Origin of the sequence: Leptolyngbya sp. GGD (genome assembly GCF_026735145.1) — a bacterium.
Lineage (GTDB): Bacteria > Cyanobacteriota > Cyanobacteriia > Leptolyngbyales > Leptolyngbyaceae > Leptolyngbya > Leptolyngbya boryana.
In genome coordinates this window covers 1,127,417-1,143,995 of the sequence record NZ_JAPQKE010000001.1, presented here as the reverse complement: position 1 = coordinate 1,143,995, position 16,579 = coordinate 1,127,417, and the positions used below count along the sequence as shown (strand labels likewise).

The 16,579-nt window shown below is 46.7% G+C and carries 20 protein-coding genes; 14 read left to right on the top strand and 6 right to left on the bottom strand.

Annotation, left to right across the window (positions count from 1 at the left end; all coding sequences use genetic code 11):
- The first annotated feature begins 1 nt into the window (after window position 1).
- The 6 genes from OU814_RS05390 to OU814_RS05365 all read left to right on the top strand — a co-directional run bounded on the left by OU814_RS05390 (window position 2) and on the right by OU814_RS05365 (window position 7,887).
- Window positions 2-2,413, top strand: coding sequence for an HAD-IC family P-type ATPase (locus OU814_RS05390; RefSeq protein ID WP_190653099.1), 2,412 nt, complete (start codon window positions 2-4; stop codon window positions 2,411-2,413).
- Between the two features lie 5 nt (window positions 2,414-2,418).
- Window positions 2,419-3,033: a hypothetical protein gene (locus OU814_RS05385; protein ID WP_017290018.1), complete on the top strand. Its 615-nt coding sequence runs from the start codon at window positions 2,419-2,421 to the stop codon at window positions 3,031-3,033.
- A 32-nt stretch (window positions 3,034-3,065) separates the two neighbouring features.
- A complete protein-coding gene (locus OU814_RS05380) occupies window positions 3,066-4,832 on the top strand; it encodes a DUF885 domain-containing protein (protein ID WP_268181119.1) in 1,767 nt (588 codons plus the stop codon).
- A gap of 101 nt (window positions 4,833-4,933) precedes the next feature.
- Window positions 4,934-5,404 carry a photosystem I reaction center protein subunit XI gene (locus OU814_RS05375; protein WP_017290020.1) on the top strand — a complete coding sequence of 157 codons (471 nt, stop codon included), beginning with the start codon at window positions 4,934-4,936 and terminating at the stop codon, window positions 5,402-5,404.
- A 234-nt stretch (window positions 5,405-5,638) separates the two neighbouring features.
- Complete coding sequence (locus OU814_RS05370) at window positions 5,639-7,588, top strand: hypothetical protein (protein ID WP_268181117.1); 1,950 nt, start codon at window positions 5,639-5,641, stop codon at window positions 7,586-7,588.
- A gap of 170 nt (window positions 7,589-7,758) precedes the next feature.
- Entirely contained in the window at window positions 7,759-7,887 is a 129-nt protein-coding gene (locus OU814_RS05365) for a photosystem I reaction center subunit VIII (RefSeq protein WP_017290022.1), read from the top strand.
- 75 nt (window positions 7,888-7,962) lie between these two features.
- Here the strand turns inward: OU814_RS05365 and OU814_RS05360 are convergent, their stop codons facing one another.
- The 6 genes from OU814_RS05360 to OU814_RS05335 all read right to left on the bottom strand — a co-directional run bounded on the left by OU814_RS05360 (window position 7,963) and on the right by OU814_RS05335 (window position 10,278).
- Entirely contained in the window at window positions 7,963-8,082 is a 120-nt protein-coding gene (locus OU814_RS05360) for a photosystem II reaction center protein J (RefSeq protein WP_071596184.1), read from the bottom strand.
- A 43-nt stretch (window positions 8,083-8,125) separates the two neighbouring features.
- Entirely contained in the window at window positions 8,126-8,254 is a 129-nt protein-coding gene (locus OU814_RS05355) for a photosystem II reaction center protein L (protein WP_431191177.1), read from the bottom strand.
- 11 nt (window positions 8,255-8,265) lie between these two features.
- Window positions 8,266-8,400: a cytochrome b559 subunit beta gene (gene psbF / locus OU814_RS05350; protein ID WP_017290023.1), complete on the bottom strand. Its 135-nt coding sequence runs from the start codon at window positions 8,398-8,400 to the stop codon at window positions 8,266-8,268.
- A gap of 27 nt (window positions 8,401-8,427) precedes the next feature.
- A complete protein-coding gene (gene psbE / locus OU814_RS05345; RefSeq protein WP_017290024.1) occupies window positions 8,428-8,688 on the bottom strand; it encodes a cytochrome b559 subunit alpha in 261 nt (86 codons plus the stop codon).
- Window positions 8,689-8,873: 185 nt separating this feature from the next.
- Complete coding sequence (locus OU814_RS05340; RefSeq protein ID WP_017290025.1) at window positions 8,874-9,917, bottom strand: photosynthesis system II assembly factor Ycf48; 1,044 nt, start codon at window positions 9,915-9,917, stop codon at window positions 8,874-8,876.
- Window positions 9,904-10,278 carry a rubredoxin gene (locus tag OU814_RS05335; RefSeq protein WP_017290026.1) on the bottom strand — a complete coding sequence of 125 codons (375 nt, stop codon included), beginning with the start codon at window positions 10,276-10,278 and terminating at the stop codon, window positions 9,904-9,906. The genes OU814_RS05340 and OU814_RS05335 overlap by 14 nt, the downstream gene beginning before the upstream one ends.
- Window positions 10,279-10,563: 285 nt before the next feature.
- On the opposite strand from OU814_RS05335, the gene ndhC reads away from it, so the two are divergent.
- The 8 genes from ndhC (at window position 10,564) to OU814_RS05295 (ending at window position 16,556) form a co-directional block, all read left to right on the top strand.
- Window positions 10,564-10,926, top strand: coding sequence for a photosynthetic/respiratory NAD(P)H-quinone oxidoreductase subunit C (gene ndhC, locus OU814_RS05330; RefSeq protein ID WP_026148871.1), 363 nt, complete (start codon window positions 10,564-10,566; stop codon window positions 10,924-10,926).
- Entirely contained in the window at window positions 10,917-11,645 is a 729-nt protein-coding gene (gene ndhK / locus OU814_RS05325; RefSeq protein WP_026148872.1) for a photosynthetic/respiratory NAD(P)H-quinone oxidoreductase subunit K, read from the top strand. The genes ndhC and ndhK overlap by 10 nt, the downstream gene beginning before the upstream one ends.
- Window positions 11,638-12,144: an NAD(P)H-quinone oxidoreductase subunit J gene (locus OU814_RS05320; RefSeq protein ID WP_017290029.1), complete on the top strand. Its 507-nt coding sequence runs from the start codon at window positions 11,638-11,640 to the stop codon at window positions 12,142-12,144. The genes ndhK and OU814_RS05320 overlap by 8 nt, the downstream gene beginning before the upstream one ends.
- 129 nt (window positions 12,145-12,273) lie before the next feature.
- Window positions 12,274-12,654 carry a DUF423 domain-containing protein gene (locus OU814_RS05315; RefSeq protein WP_268181110.1) on the top strand — a complete coding sequence of 127 codons (381 nt, stop codon included), beginning with the start codon at window positions 12,274-12,276 and terminating at the stop codon, window positions 12,652-12,654.
- Between the two features lie 47 nt (window positions 12,655-12,701).
- Window positions 12,702-13,472, top strand: coding sequence for an ergothioneine biosynthesis protein EgtC (gene egtC / locus OU814_RS05310; RefSeq protein WP_190653093.1), 771 nt, complete (start codon window positions 12,702-12,704; stop codon window positions 13,470-13,472).
- Window positions 13,441-14,625 carry an SUMF1/EgtB/PvdO family nonheme iron enzyme gene (locus tag OU814_RS05305; RefSeq protein WP_268181107.1) on the top strand — a complete coding sequence of 395 codons (1,185 nt, stop codon included), beginning with the start codon at window positions 13,441-13,443 and terminating at the stop codon, window positions 14,623-14,625. Before egtC ends, OU814_RS05305 begins: the two co-directional genes overlap by 32 nt.
- Before the next feature lie 5 nt (window positions 14,626-14,630).
- Window positions 14,631-15,644, top strand: a complete 1,014-nt coding sequence (egtD, locus tag OU814_RS05300) for an L-histidine N(alpha)-methyltransferase (RefSeq protein ID WP_268181105.1) — start codon at window positions 14,631-14,633, stop codon at window positions 15,642-15,644.
- A gap of 300 nt (window positions 15,645-15,944) precedes the next feature.
- Window positions 15,945-16,556, top strand: coding sequence for a hypothetical protein (locus OU814_RS05295; RefSeq protein WP_017290034.1), 612 nt, complete (start codon window positions 15,945-15,947; stop codon window positions 16,554-16,556).
- Window positions 16,557-16,579: the final 23 nt, after the last annotated feature.

The following is a 16,579-nucleotide window of genomic DNA, read 5'->3' as shown; positions in this document are numbered from 1 at the left end:
CATGGCGATGCTCCCCGGATTAAGCGATCGAGAAGTTCGAGATCAACAGTTAGCAGGCAATACGAACGACGTAAAACTGCCAACCAGTCGATCGTATGCACGCATCCTGCAAGAAAACCTGTTTACCTTTGTTAACGCCGTCTTTTTTGCAATTAGCGGCGTTTTCATTCTGCTACAACGCCCGAGCGATGCCGTCTTCGTAGCGGTGATTATTTTTAGCGGCGTTGTAATTGGAATCGTGCAAGAAATTTGGGCAAAGCAAAAGTTAGACGAAATCGCCTTGCTGAATCGACCTCATGCAACCGTGATTCGCAACGGGCAGGAGGTGAATATCGATCCCTGTGCAATCGTTCTCGGCGATGTACTGGTACTGCGCCCCGGCGATCAAGTCCTCGTCGATGGACAAATTGTTGGAGAGGGGCGAGTCGAAATTGATGAATCTTTGTTGACTGGAGAATCAGATCTGATTGTGAAAGTCGCAGAGAAACCTGTCTATTCGGGCAGCTTTTGTGTCAGTGGAACGGCTTGCTATGAGGCGCAGAAAGTTGGAGCGGATACGGTTGCCTATCAGCTTACAGTGGGAGCGCGAGAATTTCGCCAAGTGTATACGCCGCTGCAAGCTGAGATTAATCTCATCATTCGGATTCTGTTACTCTTAGCATCGTTCTTATGGTTGCTCGTTGGCATTAGTTTTATTAGTCGATCGCAAACTCTCAATGAAGTTGTGCAGCGTGCTGCCGTGATCGCTGGATTGATTCCAGCCGGATTGTTATTAGCAATCACGCTTGCATATGCCATGGGTGCAATTCGGATGTTAGGACAAAATGTTTTGATTCAGCAAACGAATGCCGTCGAGTCACTCAGTAATATTGATGTCTTGTGTTTAGATAAGACGGGCACATTGACCACGAATCAGATTGAACTTCATTCTCTCCATCCATTAGGAATTCCTGAGGAAGAACTGAAATGGTTGATTGGGGATTTTGCGGCGAGTACTGCGTCTGGAAATCGGACGAGTGAAGCTGTTTTAATTGCCTGTTCTGGATATGCAAAGCCGATTCGGAATGAGATTCCCTTTTCATCAGCGCGGAAATGGAGCGCGATCGCATTTGAAGATCTCCCTGGAACCTACGTGATGGGCGCGCCAGAAATCCTCATGAAGTCGATCGCGGTCACAGACGAAATTCTGAACTATATCGATGAACAGGTAAATCAGGGATTTCGAGTCGTTTTGTTTGCCCATACAGAATTTGAAATCGAGACAACTCTTCCGCCGCTCAACCCGCTAGGAATTCTCTGTTTTTCGGATCAACTTCGCCCTTCTGCACAGGAAACTCTACAAGGCTTTGTCAAAGCAGGCATCACGCTCAAAATCATTTCAGGAGACAATCCCCAAACCGTTGCAGCATTAGCAAAACAGGCGGGCTTCACCGACGAGGTTCGAGTCATCTCCGGGGCAGAACTGGCTCAAATGGATGACGCTCAATTTGTGCAGGCGGCAAGAAATTACAACGTATTTGGGCGCATTACACCTCAGCAAAAAGCACAACTCGTTCGCAGCCTGAGACGCAGCGGTTCTTATGTCGCGATGACTGGAGACGGTGTGAATGATGTGCTGTCGCTGAAACAGGCGAATCTCGGAATCGCAATGGAGAGCGGGAGTAAAGCGACTCGCAGCATTGCGGACATTGTGTTGCTCAAAGATACATTTGAAGCGTTACCGCATACTTTTTTGGAAGGACAACGGATTCAGAATGGCATTCGAGATGTCGTTAAGCTCTTTATGGTGCGATTGAGTTGTGTCGCGTTGTTGATTTTTGCGATCGCGATTGTCTCAGATAGCTTCCCCTTATTAAACAAACATAGTGCGATCGTCACGTTGATTGGAGTTGGCATTCCAACCACGTTTATTCCAATCTGGGCGCAACCGGGAGAATGCCAGAAACGGAGTTTAGTCCGATCAATGCTCCATTTTGTGATTCCTGCGACAATTACCATCACTTTAGTGTCACTGACAGTGTATCTATTTTATTTAGTCAGCGCTGCTTTAGACTTACCTCCGAATATTGGTCTAACTAAGATCGAATTCAATATTCCTCGGACTGCACTTGTGACAATTTTAGTATTTTGTGAACTGCTGTTAATCCCATTCTTAAAACCACCGACAACCGCTTGGGTGGGAGGAGAACCGCTGAGCGGAGATTGGCGCTATACCTGGGTTGCGTTAGCGCTGCTGGTTGTTTATTTACTCATTTTATTTATTCCGCCACTCCGAACGTTTTTTGAGCTTTCTCAAATTAGTGTGCAGGACTGTCTCTTCCTAGGATTAGTTGCGCTAGAGTGGGGATTGATCGTGCGACTCGCTTGGCGAACTCGGTTTCTCGATCGCTTTTTAGGCGTGGATTTGGAGTAGCCCTCATGAGAGAAGTACCATCTAGAATTCCGCAGTACAAAGTCTCGATTTGGGAAACGGTCGCGATCGTACTCGGCGCGATCGCCACATTAGGAGTTGGTTTAACAGGGTTAGCGCTCAAGTTTTTGAGCAATGCGGCAACCCCCCAACGGGCAGAAGCGATCGCCAGCAATATTATGAGTTATTCACTGCCAGGAGCATCACAGGGCTTATTGGGCGTGAATCTTGCAGGGGCGAAAGTGGCATTGATCGCCAGTGAAGGAGATGAACCGGACATTCAGCTCTTAGTCGCACGGGTTCCCATCGAGCAAGAATCGGGACGCAAGCAAGTCGATCGCATTTTAGATAGCATTGCCTTGGGTGCGGATGAGGAAGAACTGAAGATTAAATCCGTGCGGGTGGAGAACAAAAATCTCTGTGGCACGTCTACCTCAGTTGTGATTCGCGAAGGGCAGTTGAAGTACCCCGATTCTCCTGAGCAAGCTACCGTGATTTATCGCGCTAGTGTGAATTTAGAAGATAGTCGGTATGTTGTGAATTTGCTGACGAATGGACAGGATCTCAAAACGGCAGCAGAAAAAGCCTCGACTGTATTTGATTCGCTTCAGTGTAAACAGTAGCGTGCTTAGATTTTAGAGGTTGATTTTAGATTGTGAAGATTATTCGTCGTGTCGTGCGAGTCTCACGTAAAACAGTGTTATGGTTGGCGATCGCGACTTTTGTCTTTGCGATCATGTCTCATTCGGTCGTTGATGCGATCGCATCTGCACAACCCGATTGGATCAAGCGTAGCAACGAGAATACAAATTTATTGACCGAAGCCGAATCAGCCAAACAATGTAGCGATTTAGCCCTGAGCAAATCCCTGCTGCAACTGGATTCAAACTATGGACAGTGCCGTGAGAAAGGCATCAATACTCTCCTTCAAAGGTTTCAGACGAAGCTCAAACAAGAACGCGATCCTGCCGTAAAACTCGATTTAGAAATTCTGATCCAGTCTGCAACTGAATCATTGAAATCAGATGAATTCCATCGCCAACTTCGCCTACCTTATGTCGATTTAGCTAAAGAGATTCACAATAGCTTAGATGATTTGAGCAGACCGGATCTCGTGAAACTATTGCAGCAATTGAATGGAGACGAAACGGGAAAACCAGCGATCGCGACTTTAGCCATTCAAAATCTGCGCGGATCTGTGTCTCGTCCCAATATTTTCTTTCCCTCTAAGTCGCAAATCGAGAAGGATTTATCGAATACATCCTTTCAACTAGAGCGAATTCAGAAACGCTTAGAGCAACAGAAAATCGATCAAGAAAGTTATACAAAGCTGAAAGCTCAAATCACAAAATATACAACCTTTGTTCGGCAAGAAATTTTGCCGAAATCAAGATTAGATTTTCGATTGTCACCAGAACTTTACGCACTGGAATTACAAGAACGAGGCGTTGAAATCTCGATCGATGAACTGCTCAAGCAAGCTCACACTGCATTTGAATCCATCCAACAAGAAATGGATGTCCTCGCGGCTCAAGTTGCGAAACAAAAAGGCTTACAAACCACAGGATATCGAGAAGTTATCCGCAGTTTGAAAAAAGAACAATTACCCGCAGACAAGATTCTGCCTCAATATGAACAACGCCAAAAAGATCTCGAAGCGATCATTCGACGAGAAAAGCTAGTCACATTGCCAAAACGAAATCTGACCATTCGCTTAACCAACGATCGAGAAAACACCAATTTCCCAGTTCCCCAATATTTCCCGCCCAAATCCTCGCAAAAAACTGCGGGTGTGTTCATTGTTCCACTGCTAAAACCTGACAAACAGCCGCGAGCTTACGATGACTTTACCTATCCCGCCGTTGCCTGGACACTGACCGCACATGAAGGTAGACCCGGACACGATTTACAATTCACGACGATTCAGGACAAAGGCACGTCAGAAGCGCGATCGCGCTTTGGTTACAATCCTGCAAATCATGAAGGATGGGCACTATATGCAGAAGCAATTACGTTGCCATTTATGCCGATCGAGGGGCAATTTATTTCGCTCCAGTTTCAGTTACTCCGAGCAGCACGAGCATTTCTGGAGCCAGAACTGCATCTCGGAAAAGTCTCGATCAACGAAGCCATGCGAATTCTGACTGAAGATGTTGGATTCTCAAAGTTCTTTGCTCAGCAAGAAATTAATCGTTACACGGTGAAACTTCCGGGTCATGCGCCTTCTTATTTCTACGGCTATCAAAGGCTGATGCAGCTTCGTCAAGAAGTCGAAAAACAGATGGGTCAGCAGTTTGATCAAACTGCTTTTCACGATTTTATTTTGGCTCAAGGTTTTATGCCGCAACAGTTACTCCGCCAAACCGTGTTAGAGCAATTTGTAGCCGCAAAAACCAAATCATTTCCTTCTTATCTCAGATAGTGAACTTTTCTGAAGCATTTGTCAGGATCAGCCCCCCGTCATACTTACAATGGTCTCGAATTCTTTTTGTTCTCTTCAGAATCATTAGGAAATATTAAGATATGGCTGACGAGCTTATTAAACCTTACAACGGCGATCCGTTCACAGGACATCTCTCGACCCCTATCAGTGATTCTGGCTTCACCCGCGCTTTCATCGGTAACCTCCCGGCTTACCGGAAAGGCTTATCGCCCCTGTTGCGCGGTCTTGAAATCGGAATGGCACATGGGTACTTTTTGGTCGGTCCTTGGACGCTCCTAGGTCCTCTGCGCGACTCTGATCATGCAGCAGTTGGCGGATTAATTTCTGCAATTGCATTGATTTTGATCGCAACGGCTTGCCTTTCAACCTATGGCTTAGCTACTTTCCAAGGAGATAATGACTCCGCAACAGATTCGCTGCAAACCTCTGAAGGTTGGAGCCAATTTGCAGGTGGATTCTTCGTCGGAGCAACCGGTGGCGCAGCCGTTGCTTTCTTGCTCCTATCGAACTTCCCGATCATCGATAAAATCTTCACGGGCGCATTTAACTAGAGTTTAACTAGATTTCTACCCGTACTGAAATATCTTGCCAATTTAGCTCGATCGCCTTTGTCGATCGAGCTTTTTTGTGCTGCCTTACCTACAGCCCTGAAAAGATAAGCGCTTGCTCTTTCTTCCCACTCCCCACTCTCTCACTTAAAATCAATGCAATAAATTCGCCAAAATCCGCCAGACATGGTATACCCTGTTAACTGCAAATTCTGGTGAACGCCTCTTTACCGACCTATGCCTGACATGCAACCCTGGGAATTTTTAATTCAGCAAGATGGCGATCGCGCTTGGCTACCGCTCGACACCGCCGATGTCGAGATTCTCGAAGGTCGGTATCGCATCGCCGCAAAATCTCCACTCAAAAACACCTCGGTTTCAGTCCGAGTCCGCTACGATGCGATCGACGAAATTCCTCCCAAACGCCGGACTCAGACTCGCACTCAGCAGACCAATCAGAAAGGACTGATGGTAGTCATTCCCTACACAACCCTCCTTCCCGGTTTCTGGGAGTTTCAATGCACCTCTGAAACAGGAACCGTGCAGTCAATGCAGTTGAAAGTTTTATCGATCGCGGCTGATCTCGTCGAAGATTGGAACCCTGACTGGGAAGACGCAGAGCACGCCACGCTCGAATTTGTCGCCCCTGCTTTAGAATCCGACCTGTTAGAACCCAAAGAAACGTCTGCTGATTTACTTTCTATCGATGATATTCTGCAGGATGCCGAATCCGAATCCGGCACGATCGCAGACGAGATTTTACGAGAATATGGCTTAGTTTCAGAATCGCCTTATGAAGATTTCAGAGTGCCACAGAATCCGATGTTGCCGGATTCTGTTGTGGTGATCGCGCTCGTGCAAGACACCTTTATTGCTAATCGCGGTGAACCGTTAACGATCTCGGGGCAAATTGCGTCTGAAGAATTGACCGAAATCGCTCATGCAGAACTGCGAATCTGTCTGCGTGATCCCCAAAGCTCGAAAATGCTTCTAGAAACCCGCGAAATGCTTCAAAACGAAGCTTTACCCTTTCAGTTGAAGTATCGCGTCACCTTGCCGATTGAACTCAAGACTCAGGTCATTTTGGGCGAGATCACCCTGCACGATCTCAGAGTGGAAGGTCATCCTGCGTTAGCAACCCAATCTTTTAGTTTGATGTCTGCTGTAGATGAGCTAGTCGATGCGATGCACGAAGCGAAGCGAAGCGATCGCAACATGGCAGAAGACATGCTCGATCTCCCGACGACTCGCCCCACTGCTGCACATCCCCCGCTCAATCTCACGTTTCTGAATTTCGTCACAACTGCCAAAGAATCTGAAGGCACAAACTTTACGGTCAAAGAATCTTCCAGTTTGCCGCCGCAACTGCGCCAACCCAATCCGTATGTCCGCCGCAAACTCGACCTTCCTACTTTTGGCATTCAGCCTGATGTCGCGAACCCGGAATACACCGATGGAACTCAGCTAGAAATTCCGCTCTCTGGCGCATTTGTCCCACTTGAAGTCACACCAGACCCAATTCAAGAGCCAGAACCGATTCAAGAGCCAGAACCGCCTAAGGTAGAAGATCTCTATCTCGCGCCGCTCGAAGAATCTGCACCTGCCAGCGACCTCAAAGTTCAAGCAGACGATCGAGATTCTATCCCCGAAACTGCCACACTCAATCTTCAGCCTAGTTCTGATGAGGTCGTCAATGAGTTTGTGGTTGATGACGAGCCGATTTTACCTCTGAATGATCTGATTATCTCGCGTCGTAATCACTCGATCGCATCTGAACGTGCCCGTAATCCACTGCTGCTGCCTGAAACGGAGCCTGTCCCCGATCCGATCGTTCTGATTGCTGAACCAGAACTCATCGGTGGAAAATCAACGACTGTCCGCCTCAAACTCCCAGACATTGTGCCGAAAATTTATGCCAAGCTCTGGGTGAGCGATCGCCAAAATCGCAGCTTAATCGAACCCTCACGCTGGATCATCGACTTCAAACCGGACGGACATGGCAACCTTGAAGCCACCACCGAAATCAAAGTCCCCTTTGAGTGTGTTGAAATTCAAATCGAAGCGATCGCCGTTGAAGTGATGACGAATCGAGAAAGCCACAAGGTTATTGTGACTCGCCAAGTTGTCCCGGAAGAACTGCCGGACTTATGGCTCGACGATCTCGATACGGACTCGATTTCCTTATAGCTCAGCCCAAGTCTGACAAACCTAACCTGAAACCATTGAGCTTTTCCAAAAGCAGTTGTCCCTGTCAGAACGTCTTCTAATGTTAAGAATTCTAAGAGCAACGCGCTCAGCGTTACCCAAGGCATGTAAATTCACAAATGGAATCATCTAACGAATAGGAAACTTTTCTTATGACAGGTTCATATGCAGCTTCATATCTGCCTTGGATTCTCATTCCCGTTGTGACCTGGTTACTTCCCACGGTTGTCATGGGCTTGTTGTTCTTGTACATCGAACGTGAAGATCCAAGCGGCATCTAAGCCTCTTGGTTCCAAACGCATTAGCAAAACAAAGCCGCCTAGTACTAGGCGGCTTTTTCTTATCTTTGAATGAACTTACAGCGAAGAGCCAATGCTGGTATAAGAACCATAGAAAAACAAGCTCATTACACCGATCACGCCCAAGCCTGCAACAGTTGCTACAAGCCACAGGGGAATTCTTCCACCAGTCTGCACGGTCTTACCTCCTAACTAAAACAGCAATCTGAACAATCAAACACTAATTGAAGAAATAGCTAGAGAACAAAATTCCCAGCGTAAAAATCAACAAAAGCCCCAAATACAGAGAAGTCCGGTTAAGTTCAACGGGCTGCTTGTTAGGGTTGGGAGCGCCTTTAATTCCTGCCACGGTTCAAACTCCTATCGTTGAATAAATTGCATCGACGCGATCGCGCCAATGAAGAAGATTGCTGGCACAGCCAAAGTATGAACTGCCAACCAGCGGACTGTAAAAATCGGATATGAAATAGGTTCGTTCGGGGTGTTGCCTGTCATAATTTTCTCAACCTTTTTGACTCAAAACTACTTTCCAACTTGCGAAGCAAATTTATCCACTTGCTGTTTTGCAGCCGAGCGGTTGCTGACGATCGGAAGCTGCTCTTGACGTGCAGTTGGATAGTATTCGTTCGGGCGAGGCGTGCCAAACACGTCATACGCCAATCCCGTACTGACAAACAACCATCCCGCAATGAACAATGCCGGAATCGTGATGCTGTGAATAATCCAGTAGCGAATGCTAGTTACAATGTCGCCAAACGGGCGCTCACCAGTAGTACCTGCCATGTTTGCTCTCTCCAGAAGTCAACGAACAAAAGCCTTATCTGTATCATACGGGACGGGAGATGCCCTCACAAGTCGATCGTTAAAATTTGATCCCGTGTTTCTCATAATTGGGGAGATGGGGAGATAGGGAGTGGGGGAGTTTATAAAATAGTCACCCTTCACTCCTTCCCCTATTCCCCTAATTTCTAAGCCACCGGCTCATATTTCAACAACGTGCCGCGTTGCCCCATAATGAAACCTGTCTTCGAGTCAAAGAACATAATCCTGTAGAGGTTCGCTGGAATGTTCTCAACATCGCGATCCTTTTGCCAAGATTTACCGCCATCGAAGCTAGCTAACAGGTTACCACTGCCACCGACGACCCAGAGTTCATTCGGTGTGCGATAGCCGAGATCCAATAAACCCCAACTGGTTGAGAATTCAGGATTCTGTGCTTCTGACCAGTCTTCAGGACTCGCTGAATTTGTGAATTGAATCTGCCCGCCTCTTGCCAACATCCACAGCCGACCATCTGGCGCAAATCCCATATTTTGTAATTTGCGTGAGCTATTCCGGTTGAAAGGCTGCCAAATGTCTTGACCGGGTTCCCAAGTTGAGAAGAAGTTTCCGGTCGAAGATACTGCAAGGTATTTTCCGTCGGGAGTGCGATCGATACTCCGCATCACCCCAAACGCTTCTTTCACCAAAGCTTTCCAGTTTTTACCACCGTCCGTTGTGCGATACACTGCTCCAACGTCCGTGGTCATCTCAGCCGTATCTTTGCCCAATGCAACGATCTTCTCAGGAGAGCCAGGAAGCTTGCTGCTCAATGGCAGACGTGCCCAAGACTTACCGCCATCACCCGTATGCAGCAGAATCGAAGGCTGTCCAGCAATCCAACCATCATCTCCAGAAAAATTTACTGAAGTCAGACGATAGGACTGCTCACCTAAATTCAGAATCTTTTGCTTCCAGGATTTTCCGCCATTTGTAGTTTCGAGCAATGCCGTATTGGTGCCGACCATCCAGCCATGCTGCTTGTCACCGGTGAAGCTAATATCGAGCATATTTTCTTCGATCGGTAACGGAACCACCTGCCAGGGATTATTCACAACCGCTGGCAAAAACCCTTTACATCCAGTCGCCAGGAAGACAACTGCCAATAATATTACAAACTGTTTCCAGGCTCTCAAAATCCGATACATTGCACTTGATCTCAATAAATAAAAGGGTTCGTTACTGTAAGCCATAAAGACTTAAAAAGAAAATAAATCCAACAATCAGCGCACCGAAAATTAGCAGGTTTTTCTGCCCCGGTGTTAAGGTATTCACCCCAAACCCATATCCCAAATTTTGCTTAAATCCAGACGGAGCATTGAGCGGACCAATATTCTGAAAGCGTTTCTTAGGAGCGCCACAGACTGGGCATTTCCAGGTAATTGGCAATTCCTCAAATGCAACACCTGCAGCGATGCCTGAGCGATCGTCGCCTTTGGTCGGCTGATAGATATATCCACAAGCCGCACACTCATGTTGATCCATATCTTTTGGCTCAAGCGGTGCAGGCGTTTCGACAGCATTCTCTTGGGGTTCAACAGATTCGGTACTCATGGCAAACGTCAGGGAGTTACCCAAACCTTAAAATGTACGTTAATTATTATGACATTTTGCGATCATTCTGAACGTCGATCGAGGGATTGCGTATCACATATACTGATCTGGGAGTTGAATCTGATTCTGATAGATTTTTCTTGATGGCTTCGATTTAGAAGCGATCTCTGAAAGTTCTTGATTTAGTAAGTATTTCAGCGCACCATGAGAAATTGCAGCACACTATAATAATGAGAGTGTAAAGCGCGAAGTCCATTTTTGTAGAACGAGAGGCGGCGAATACCTGTGTATGTCCTAAGTGGTTATGAATATCTTTTAGGCTTTTTGCTGATTTGCAGCTTAGTTCCGGTTCTGGCTCTTCTGGCTTCTAAGCTAGTTCGCCCTAGCCGTCGAGGTCCTGAACGCCGTACGACGTACGAATCCGGAATGGAGCCAATGGGCGGAGCCTGGATTCAGTTTAATATCCGTTATTACATGTTCGCCTTGGTCTTTGTGATCTTCGACGTGGAAACGGTGTTTTTGTATCCCTGGGCGGTCGCTTTCAATCGTTTAGGCTTGTTAGCGTTTATTGAAGCCCTAATTTTCATTGCAATTCTAGTTGTTGGACTCGTCTACGCTTGGCGCAAAGGAGCATTGGAATGGTCATGAATCCAGAAGCGGCTTCGCTCAATGGCGGGTCGATTATTAATCCGATCGAGCGTCCTAGTGTGACGCAAGAATTGTCGGAAAATGTCATTTTGACGACGGTAGACGATTTGTATAACTGGGCAAGGCTTTCGAGTCTGTGGCCTTTGCTGTTTGGAACCGCTTGCTGCTTTATCGAATTTGCAGCTTTGATTGGTTCAAGATTTGACTTCGATCGCTTTGGATTGGTTCCGCGATCGACCCCCCGCCAAGCTGATTTGATTATTACAGCTGGCACGATCACGATGAAAATGGCTCCGGCGTTGGTTCGTCTTTATGAACAAATGCCTGAACCGAAATATGTGATCGCAATGGGCGCTTGCACGATCACGGGTGGAATGTTCAGTGTAGACTCACCGACCGCAGTGCGAGGCGTTGACAAACTGATTCCGGTGGATATTTATTTACCGGGTTGTCCTCCTCGTCCTGAAGCGATCGTGGATGCGATCATCAAACTGCGCAAAAAAGTTTCTAACGAATCGATTCAAGAACGTGCTCAGTTGCGTCAAACTCATCGCTACTACAGCACGACTCACAGCATGATTCCTGCTGAAGTAATTCACGATGGGAAATATCTCCAAGCTGAAAGCCGGATTGCGCCGCCGCGTGAATTGGCTGAAGCAATGGGTCTAGAAGTCCCGGCAGTCTTGCAAGAAGCAAAGGAGGGTGTCGATCGTGGCTGAAGAACAACAATCAACGATCGTTGAAGCGGGTAAAACTTCAAAGTGGCTGACTGAGAACGGGTTTGATCATGAATTCATCGGCTTGGATGCAAGCGGTGTAGAAATGATCAAAGTTGAGCCAGAATTGCTGATCCCTTTTGCAACAGCACTTCAAGCGTATGGGTTTAACTGTCTTCAGTGTCAAGGTGCTTATGATGTCGGTCCTGGCGATCAGTTGGTGAGTTTTTACCATCTGATTAAGGTGAGCGACAATGTGGTCAAGCCGGATGAAGTTCGGTTGAAAGTCTTTTTGCCGCGTGAAGATCCGAAAGTGCCTTCGGTCTTCTGGATTTGGAAAGGAGCAGATTGGCAAGAACGTGAATCCTACGATATGTATGGGATTGTCTACGAAGGACATCCGAATCTGAAGCGATTGCTGATGCCAGAAGATTGGGTTGGCTATCCACTTCGCAAAGATTACATCGCGCACGATTTCTACGAACTTCAAGACGCTTACTAAGCTTCTCGAATTCGACTTTAAAAGCTCTCTTGAATACTCAGGAGAGCTTTTATGTTTCAGAAGTCTTCTACACAGATCAGGTTTTCACTCTCTGAAAACTCCTTCAAAATCCATTGAGGTGAAGTATTTATGATCCGATTTTTTTTAGCGTCAGGAGCGATTCTGGCAGGCTTGTCAGTGGCTTTCGGTGCTTTTGCAACTCATGCTTTACGAGCCAAATTAGACGATCGAGCTTTAAGCATTTTTGAAACTGGGGCGCGCTATCAGATGTATCACGCGATCGCACTAATCCTCGTCGCCCTATTCATGAGCCGCGCTGAACTGAGTGGGACTCTCCTCACAACTTCAGGCATCGCATTTATCGGCGGCATTGTTCTCTTCTCGGGCAGTCTTTATGCGCTTTCTTTGTCTGGAGTGAAGATTTTAGGAGCCGTTGCACCTTTGGGGGGAGCAGGATTTTTGATTGGATGGGCGTGTCTCGCGATCGCGGCTTTTCAGTGGAAACCATAATTGAAAGGTTTGTGTCACCATGAGAAAGTTCGATCGATGAGTTTCATATGTGTCGATTACTTGGCTATTTCGGACAGCCTGTCTTGCTGGATCGCTTGATTTCTCAGCCTGATCATTCTCTCGTTGTCCAAAGCTATCAGCCCAAAGAAATGACCGCAGGATTGTTGAATGCGGATGGATTTGGAGTCGGTTGGTATCATGCTACGCGCAAAGCAGAGCCTTTTACTTACCGAAATACGCTACCCATTTGGAATGACTTGAATTTGCAGAGTTTGAGTCGATATGTCGAATCAGGCTGTGTCCTAGCAAATGTTCGGAGTGCAACCGCAGGATTAGCGACCGATTTGAGTAATTGCCAACCCTTTCAACATGCATCGCTTCTAGGCATTCACAACGGATTCATCAAAGACTTTCGGCAGACTCTATATCGTCCGATGCGCGATCGCTTAAGTGATCTGGCGTATCAATTCATTCAGGGATTGACGGATTCAGAGCATATCTTTGCAACTGTAATTGATGAACTAGAAACCAGCGCAAATCTCACCGAAGCACTGCATCACACTCTAAAAGTATTGATGGAATTAGGTGAAGCACATCAAACTCCGTTTTCTGCCAATCTGATTTTGAGTGATGGCAATCAACTTGTGGCATCTCGATATGCTCAGGGTGTACCAACTCCAACGCTCTATTACTTGCAAGATTCTGGCTCAGTCTTGGTTGTTTCTGAACCGATGTTTGATGGAAACTGGAAAGCATTGCCCGATCGCTGTTTGTTGACTGTTCATCATGACCTCAAGCTTGATATCACTCCAATCTGAAATTCGTTCTGACATGCAGCAGTGTCGATCGCGAACCTTAGAGCGAATTCGATCAATTGATTACGACACGTTCTGCACCCAGGCACATGCTGATTTCAGCCCGATCGGATGGCATGTGGGACATATTGCTTATACGGAAGCACTTTGGATTTTGCAGCGTTTAGCAGGGTATCCGCCTTTGATGCCGGAATATCATCGCTTATTTGCTCAAGATGGATTGCCAAAATCTCAACGGGTGAAATTACCAGAGATTGCGACTGTTTTAGAGTATTTGGAAATTGTGCGATCGCAAGTATTTGAGTATTTAGCGATCGCGCCCCTCGAACAGCAAGAACGACTGTGGAAATGGTTGATCCAACATGAATGTCAACATGCAGAGACAATTGCGATCGTACTGGCGTTAATTGAGAGTTCCTCGCTGCGATTTGGGCAGATTCAGCCCCCTAAATCCCCCATGTATGGGGGACTTCAAGCCGGATGCTCTAGTTTCAAAGTTCCCCAGAATGGGGGATTTAGGGGGCATTCCCAAGCGAGTCATACCTCAGAGAAATTCAACAACATGATCCTGATTCCAGCAGGAAATTTTATCCAGGGCAGTCATGAGATCGAAGCCCAAGACAATGAGCGTCCAGCACATTCAGTCTATTTAGATGACTATTGGATCGATCGCCATCCTGTCACCTATGGAGAATATCGAGCGTTCATTGAAGCGGGCGGATATCAGCAGCCCGAATATTGGACAGCAGAAGGCTGGGACTGGGTGAAATCCAACGAAATCACGCAACCGCTTTACTCTGGCAAAGCAGACCAGCCCGTTTGTGGCGTAAGTTGGTACGAAGCAGACGCCTATGCGCGATTCGTCGGCAAGCGTTTGCCCAGCGAGGCAGAATGGGAAAAAGCAGCCAGATCTCAAAATATGCTAGGTGAAGTTTGGCAATGGACATCAACCTGGTTTGCGGGCTATGCCAACTTTGAGAGCTATCCTTACCCAGGCTATTCCCAGCAGTACTTTGATGGAAAACATCGAGTCTTAAAAGGAGGAAGTTGGGCAACTTTCCCTTGGGCGATGCGCAATTCCTTCCGAAACTGGTATTATCCCCAGGTTCGCGAAATTTTCGCTGGATTTCGCTGTGTTGTGGTGAAAGGAGCTTAGTTCGGATGTCTGCGTCTTATACGTCTCAATTGTCTGATCGGATTCATCTTGCTTATCTCGTCGATCGCTCAACCCCGTCTGAAGATGAATTACATCCGGGGAGTGATGTGGTTCGCGGACTCAGCCAGACTCCGAAAACACTACCACCTCGATATTTTTATGACGATCGCGGTTCTCTGCTGTTTGAACAAATTACTGAACTCCCCGAATATTATTTAACCCGCACCGAAACTGAGATTCTGAATACTTGTGCGCCCGAAATCGTTGACATTACAGGTGCGTGTGAGTTGATCGAATTAGGCAGCGGAAATTCAACCAAGACGAGAATTTTGCTTGATGCTTATCGATCTGCGGGACATCCTTTAATTTATTGTCCGATCGATATTAGTGCAGGAATTTTAGAAAGCAGTGCCCAAAGCCTTTTAATCGATTATCCAGACCTAGAAGTGTATGGATTAGTTGGAACTTATGAACTGGCATTGAAAAAGCTCCCTCATGCTCAACTGCCGACGAGACTGATCGGATTTATTGGCAGCACGCTTGGTAATTTGAGTCCTGCCGAATGTGATCTCTTTCTCAGCCAAATCACGGCGGCTTTAAATCCTAAAGAATATTTTCTGTTAGGAATTGATCTACACAAATCCAGCGCTCAATTAGAAGCGGCATATAACGATCGACAAGGCATCACTGCCGAATTCAACTTAAATATGTTGCGCCATTTGAATCAGCGATTTCAAGGAGATTTTGATCTCGCACAGTTTGCGCATGTGGCAATTTATAACGAGCGCGATCGCCAAATCGAAATGCATTTACAGAGTTTGAGCGCGCAAACTGTCCATCTCCAATCGTTAAATTTAACGGTAGAATTTCGCGAGGGTGAAACAATTTTGAGTGAAATCTCACGCAAATTCGATTTAGAAGAAATGAAAGAATTACTCTCTGCAAAAAACCTTGATTGTGTGCAAGTTTGGACTGATCCGAATCAGTGGTTTGCCGTTCTCCTCTGCCAACGGGCATAACTTCAAAAAGTAGAGTTTCTTCAATGAAAGGGCACTCTAGTCTCCAGCGAAAATGATGCAAATTCAATCAACCTAATCATTAAATTTGTTAGGAAATGCAACTTTTTATCGAGATCTGGATAAACTGATATAGACAAATTGGAGATTCTGTCCTTGAATAGGTAGAGGAATTACTGAATGAGGTGGCAAAGTCACCCATTAATTCATCCGAAAATCCTGGATTGAGTCACAATACGCAGAATACTGTTTAGGAGATCGCACCGGAGCATCGCAATCCAGTATGAGAAAGGTGAAGGGGAGATGAGTGAAACGACATCATTTTTAGGAGGAGCGGCACTCGCAGGTCTTGCGGCTGTCGTTTTGTTGAAAGGAGGCGTGAGTACAAACTCACCCACACTTGCCCCAACTCAACCCCTTCCCAATTACGGCTATCCAGGTGTTGCGCCAGGTGCGCCCGTTGGTGTGGCTCCAACTGCGCCGCCCGCTCCTGTGGATACTGAAAAGCAGCGAATTGAAACTGAGCAATTAAAGGCTTTGGTCGAGCAGCAACGAGTTCAGACTGAGCAACTGAAGACTCAACTTCAAAGCCAGCAGGCACTGATCGATACGATGAATGCTCAAAGCAAGTCGAACTTGACTTTGCAAAAGCCTGGAGCTGCGAATCCAAATTCGTCGATCGAAGAGAACCCCGTGTTCTCGAATTTACTTTGGATGCTTGGGGGCGTGATTCTCGCATTTGGAGGCGGAATTGCTTTAGTGGGGATGTTCGTTTTATTTGCGAAACAGCAACGTCCGTCTCGAACGATCGAAGTGATTCACGATGAATATCCGGGATATTTGAATCGTCGCCGGACGCAAGTTTTACCAGCTCGACGGGCGATTAGACGAGTTGAAGCAGAAGAAATCGATTAGAGGTAAAGTGTGAGTTGGCTTTT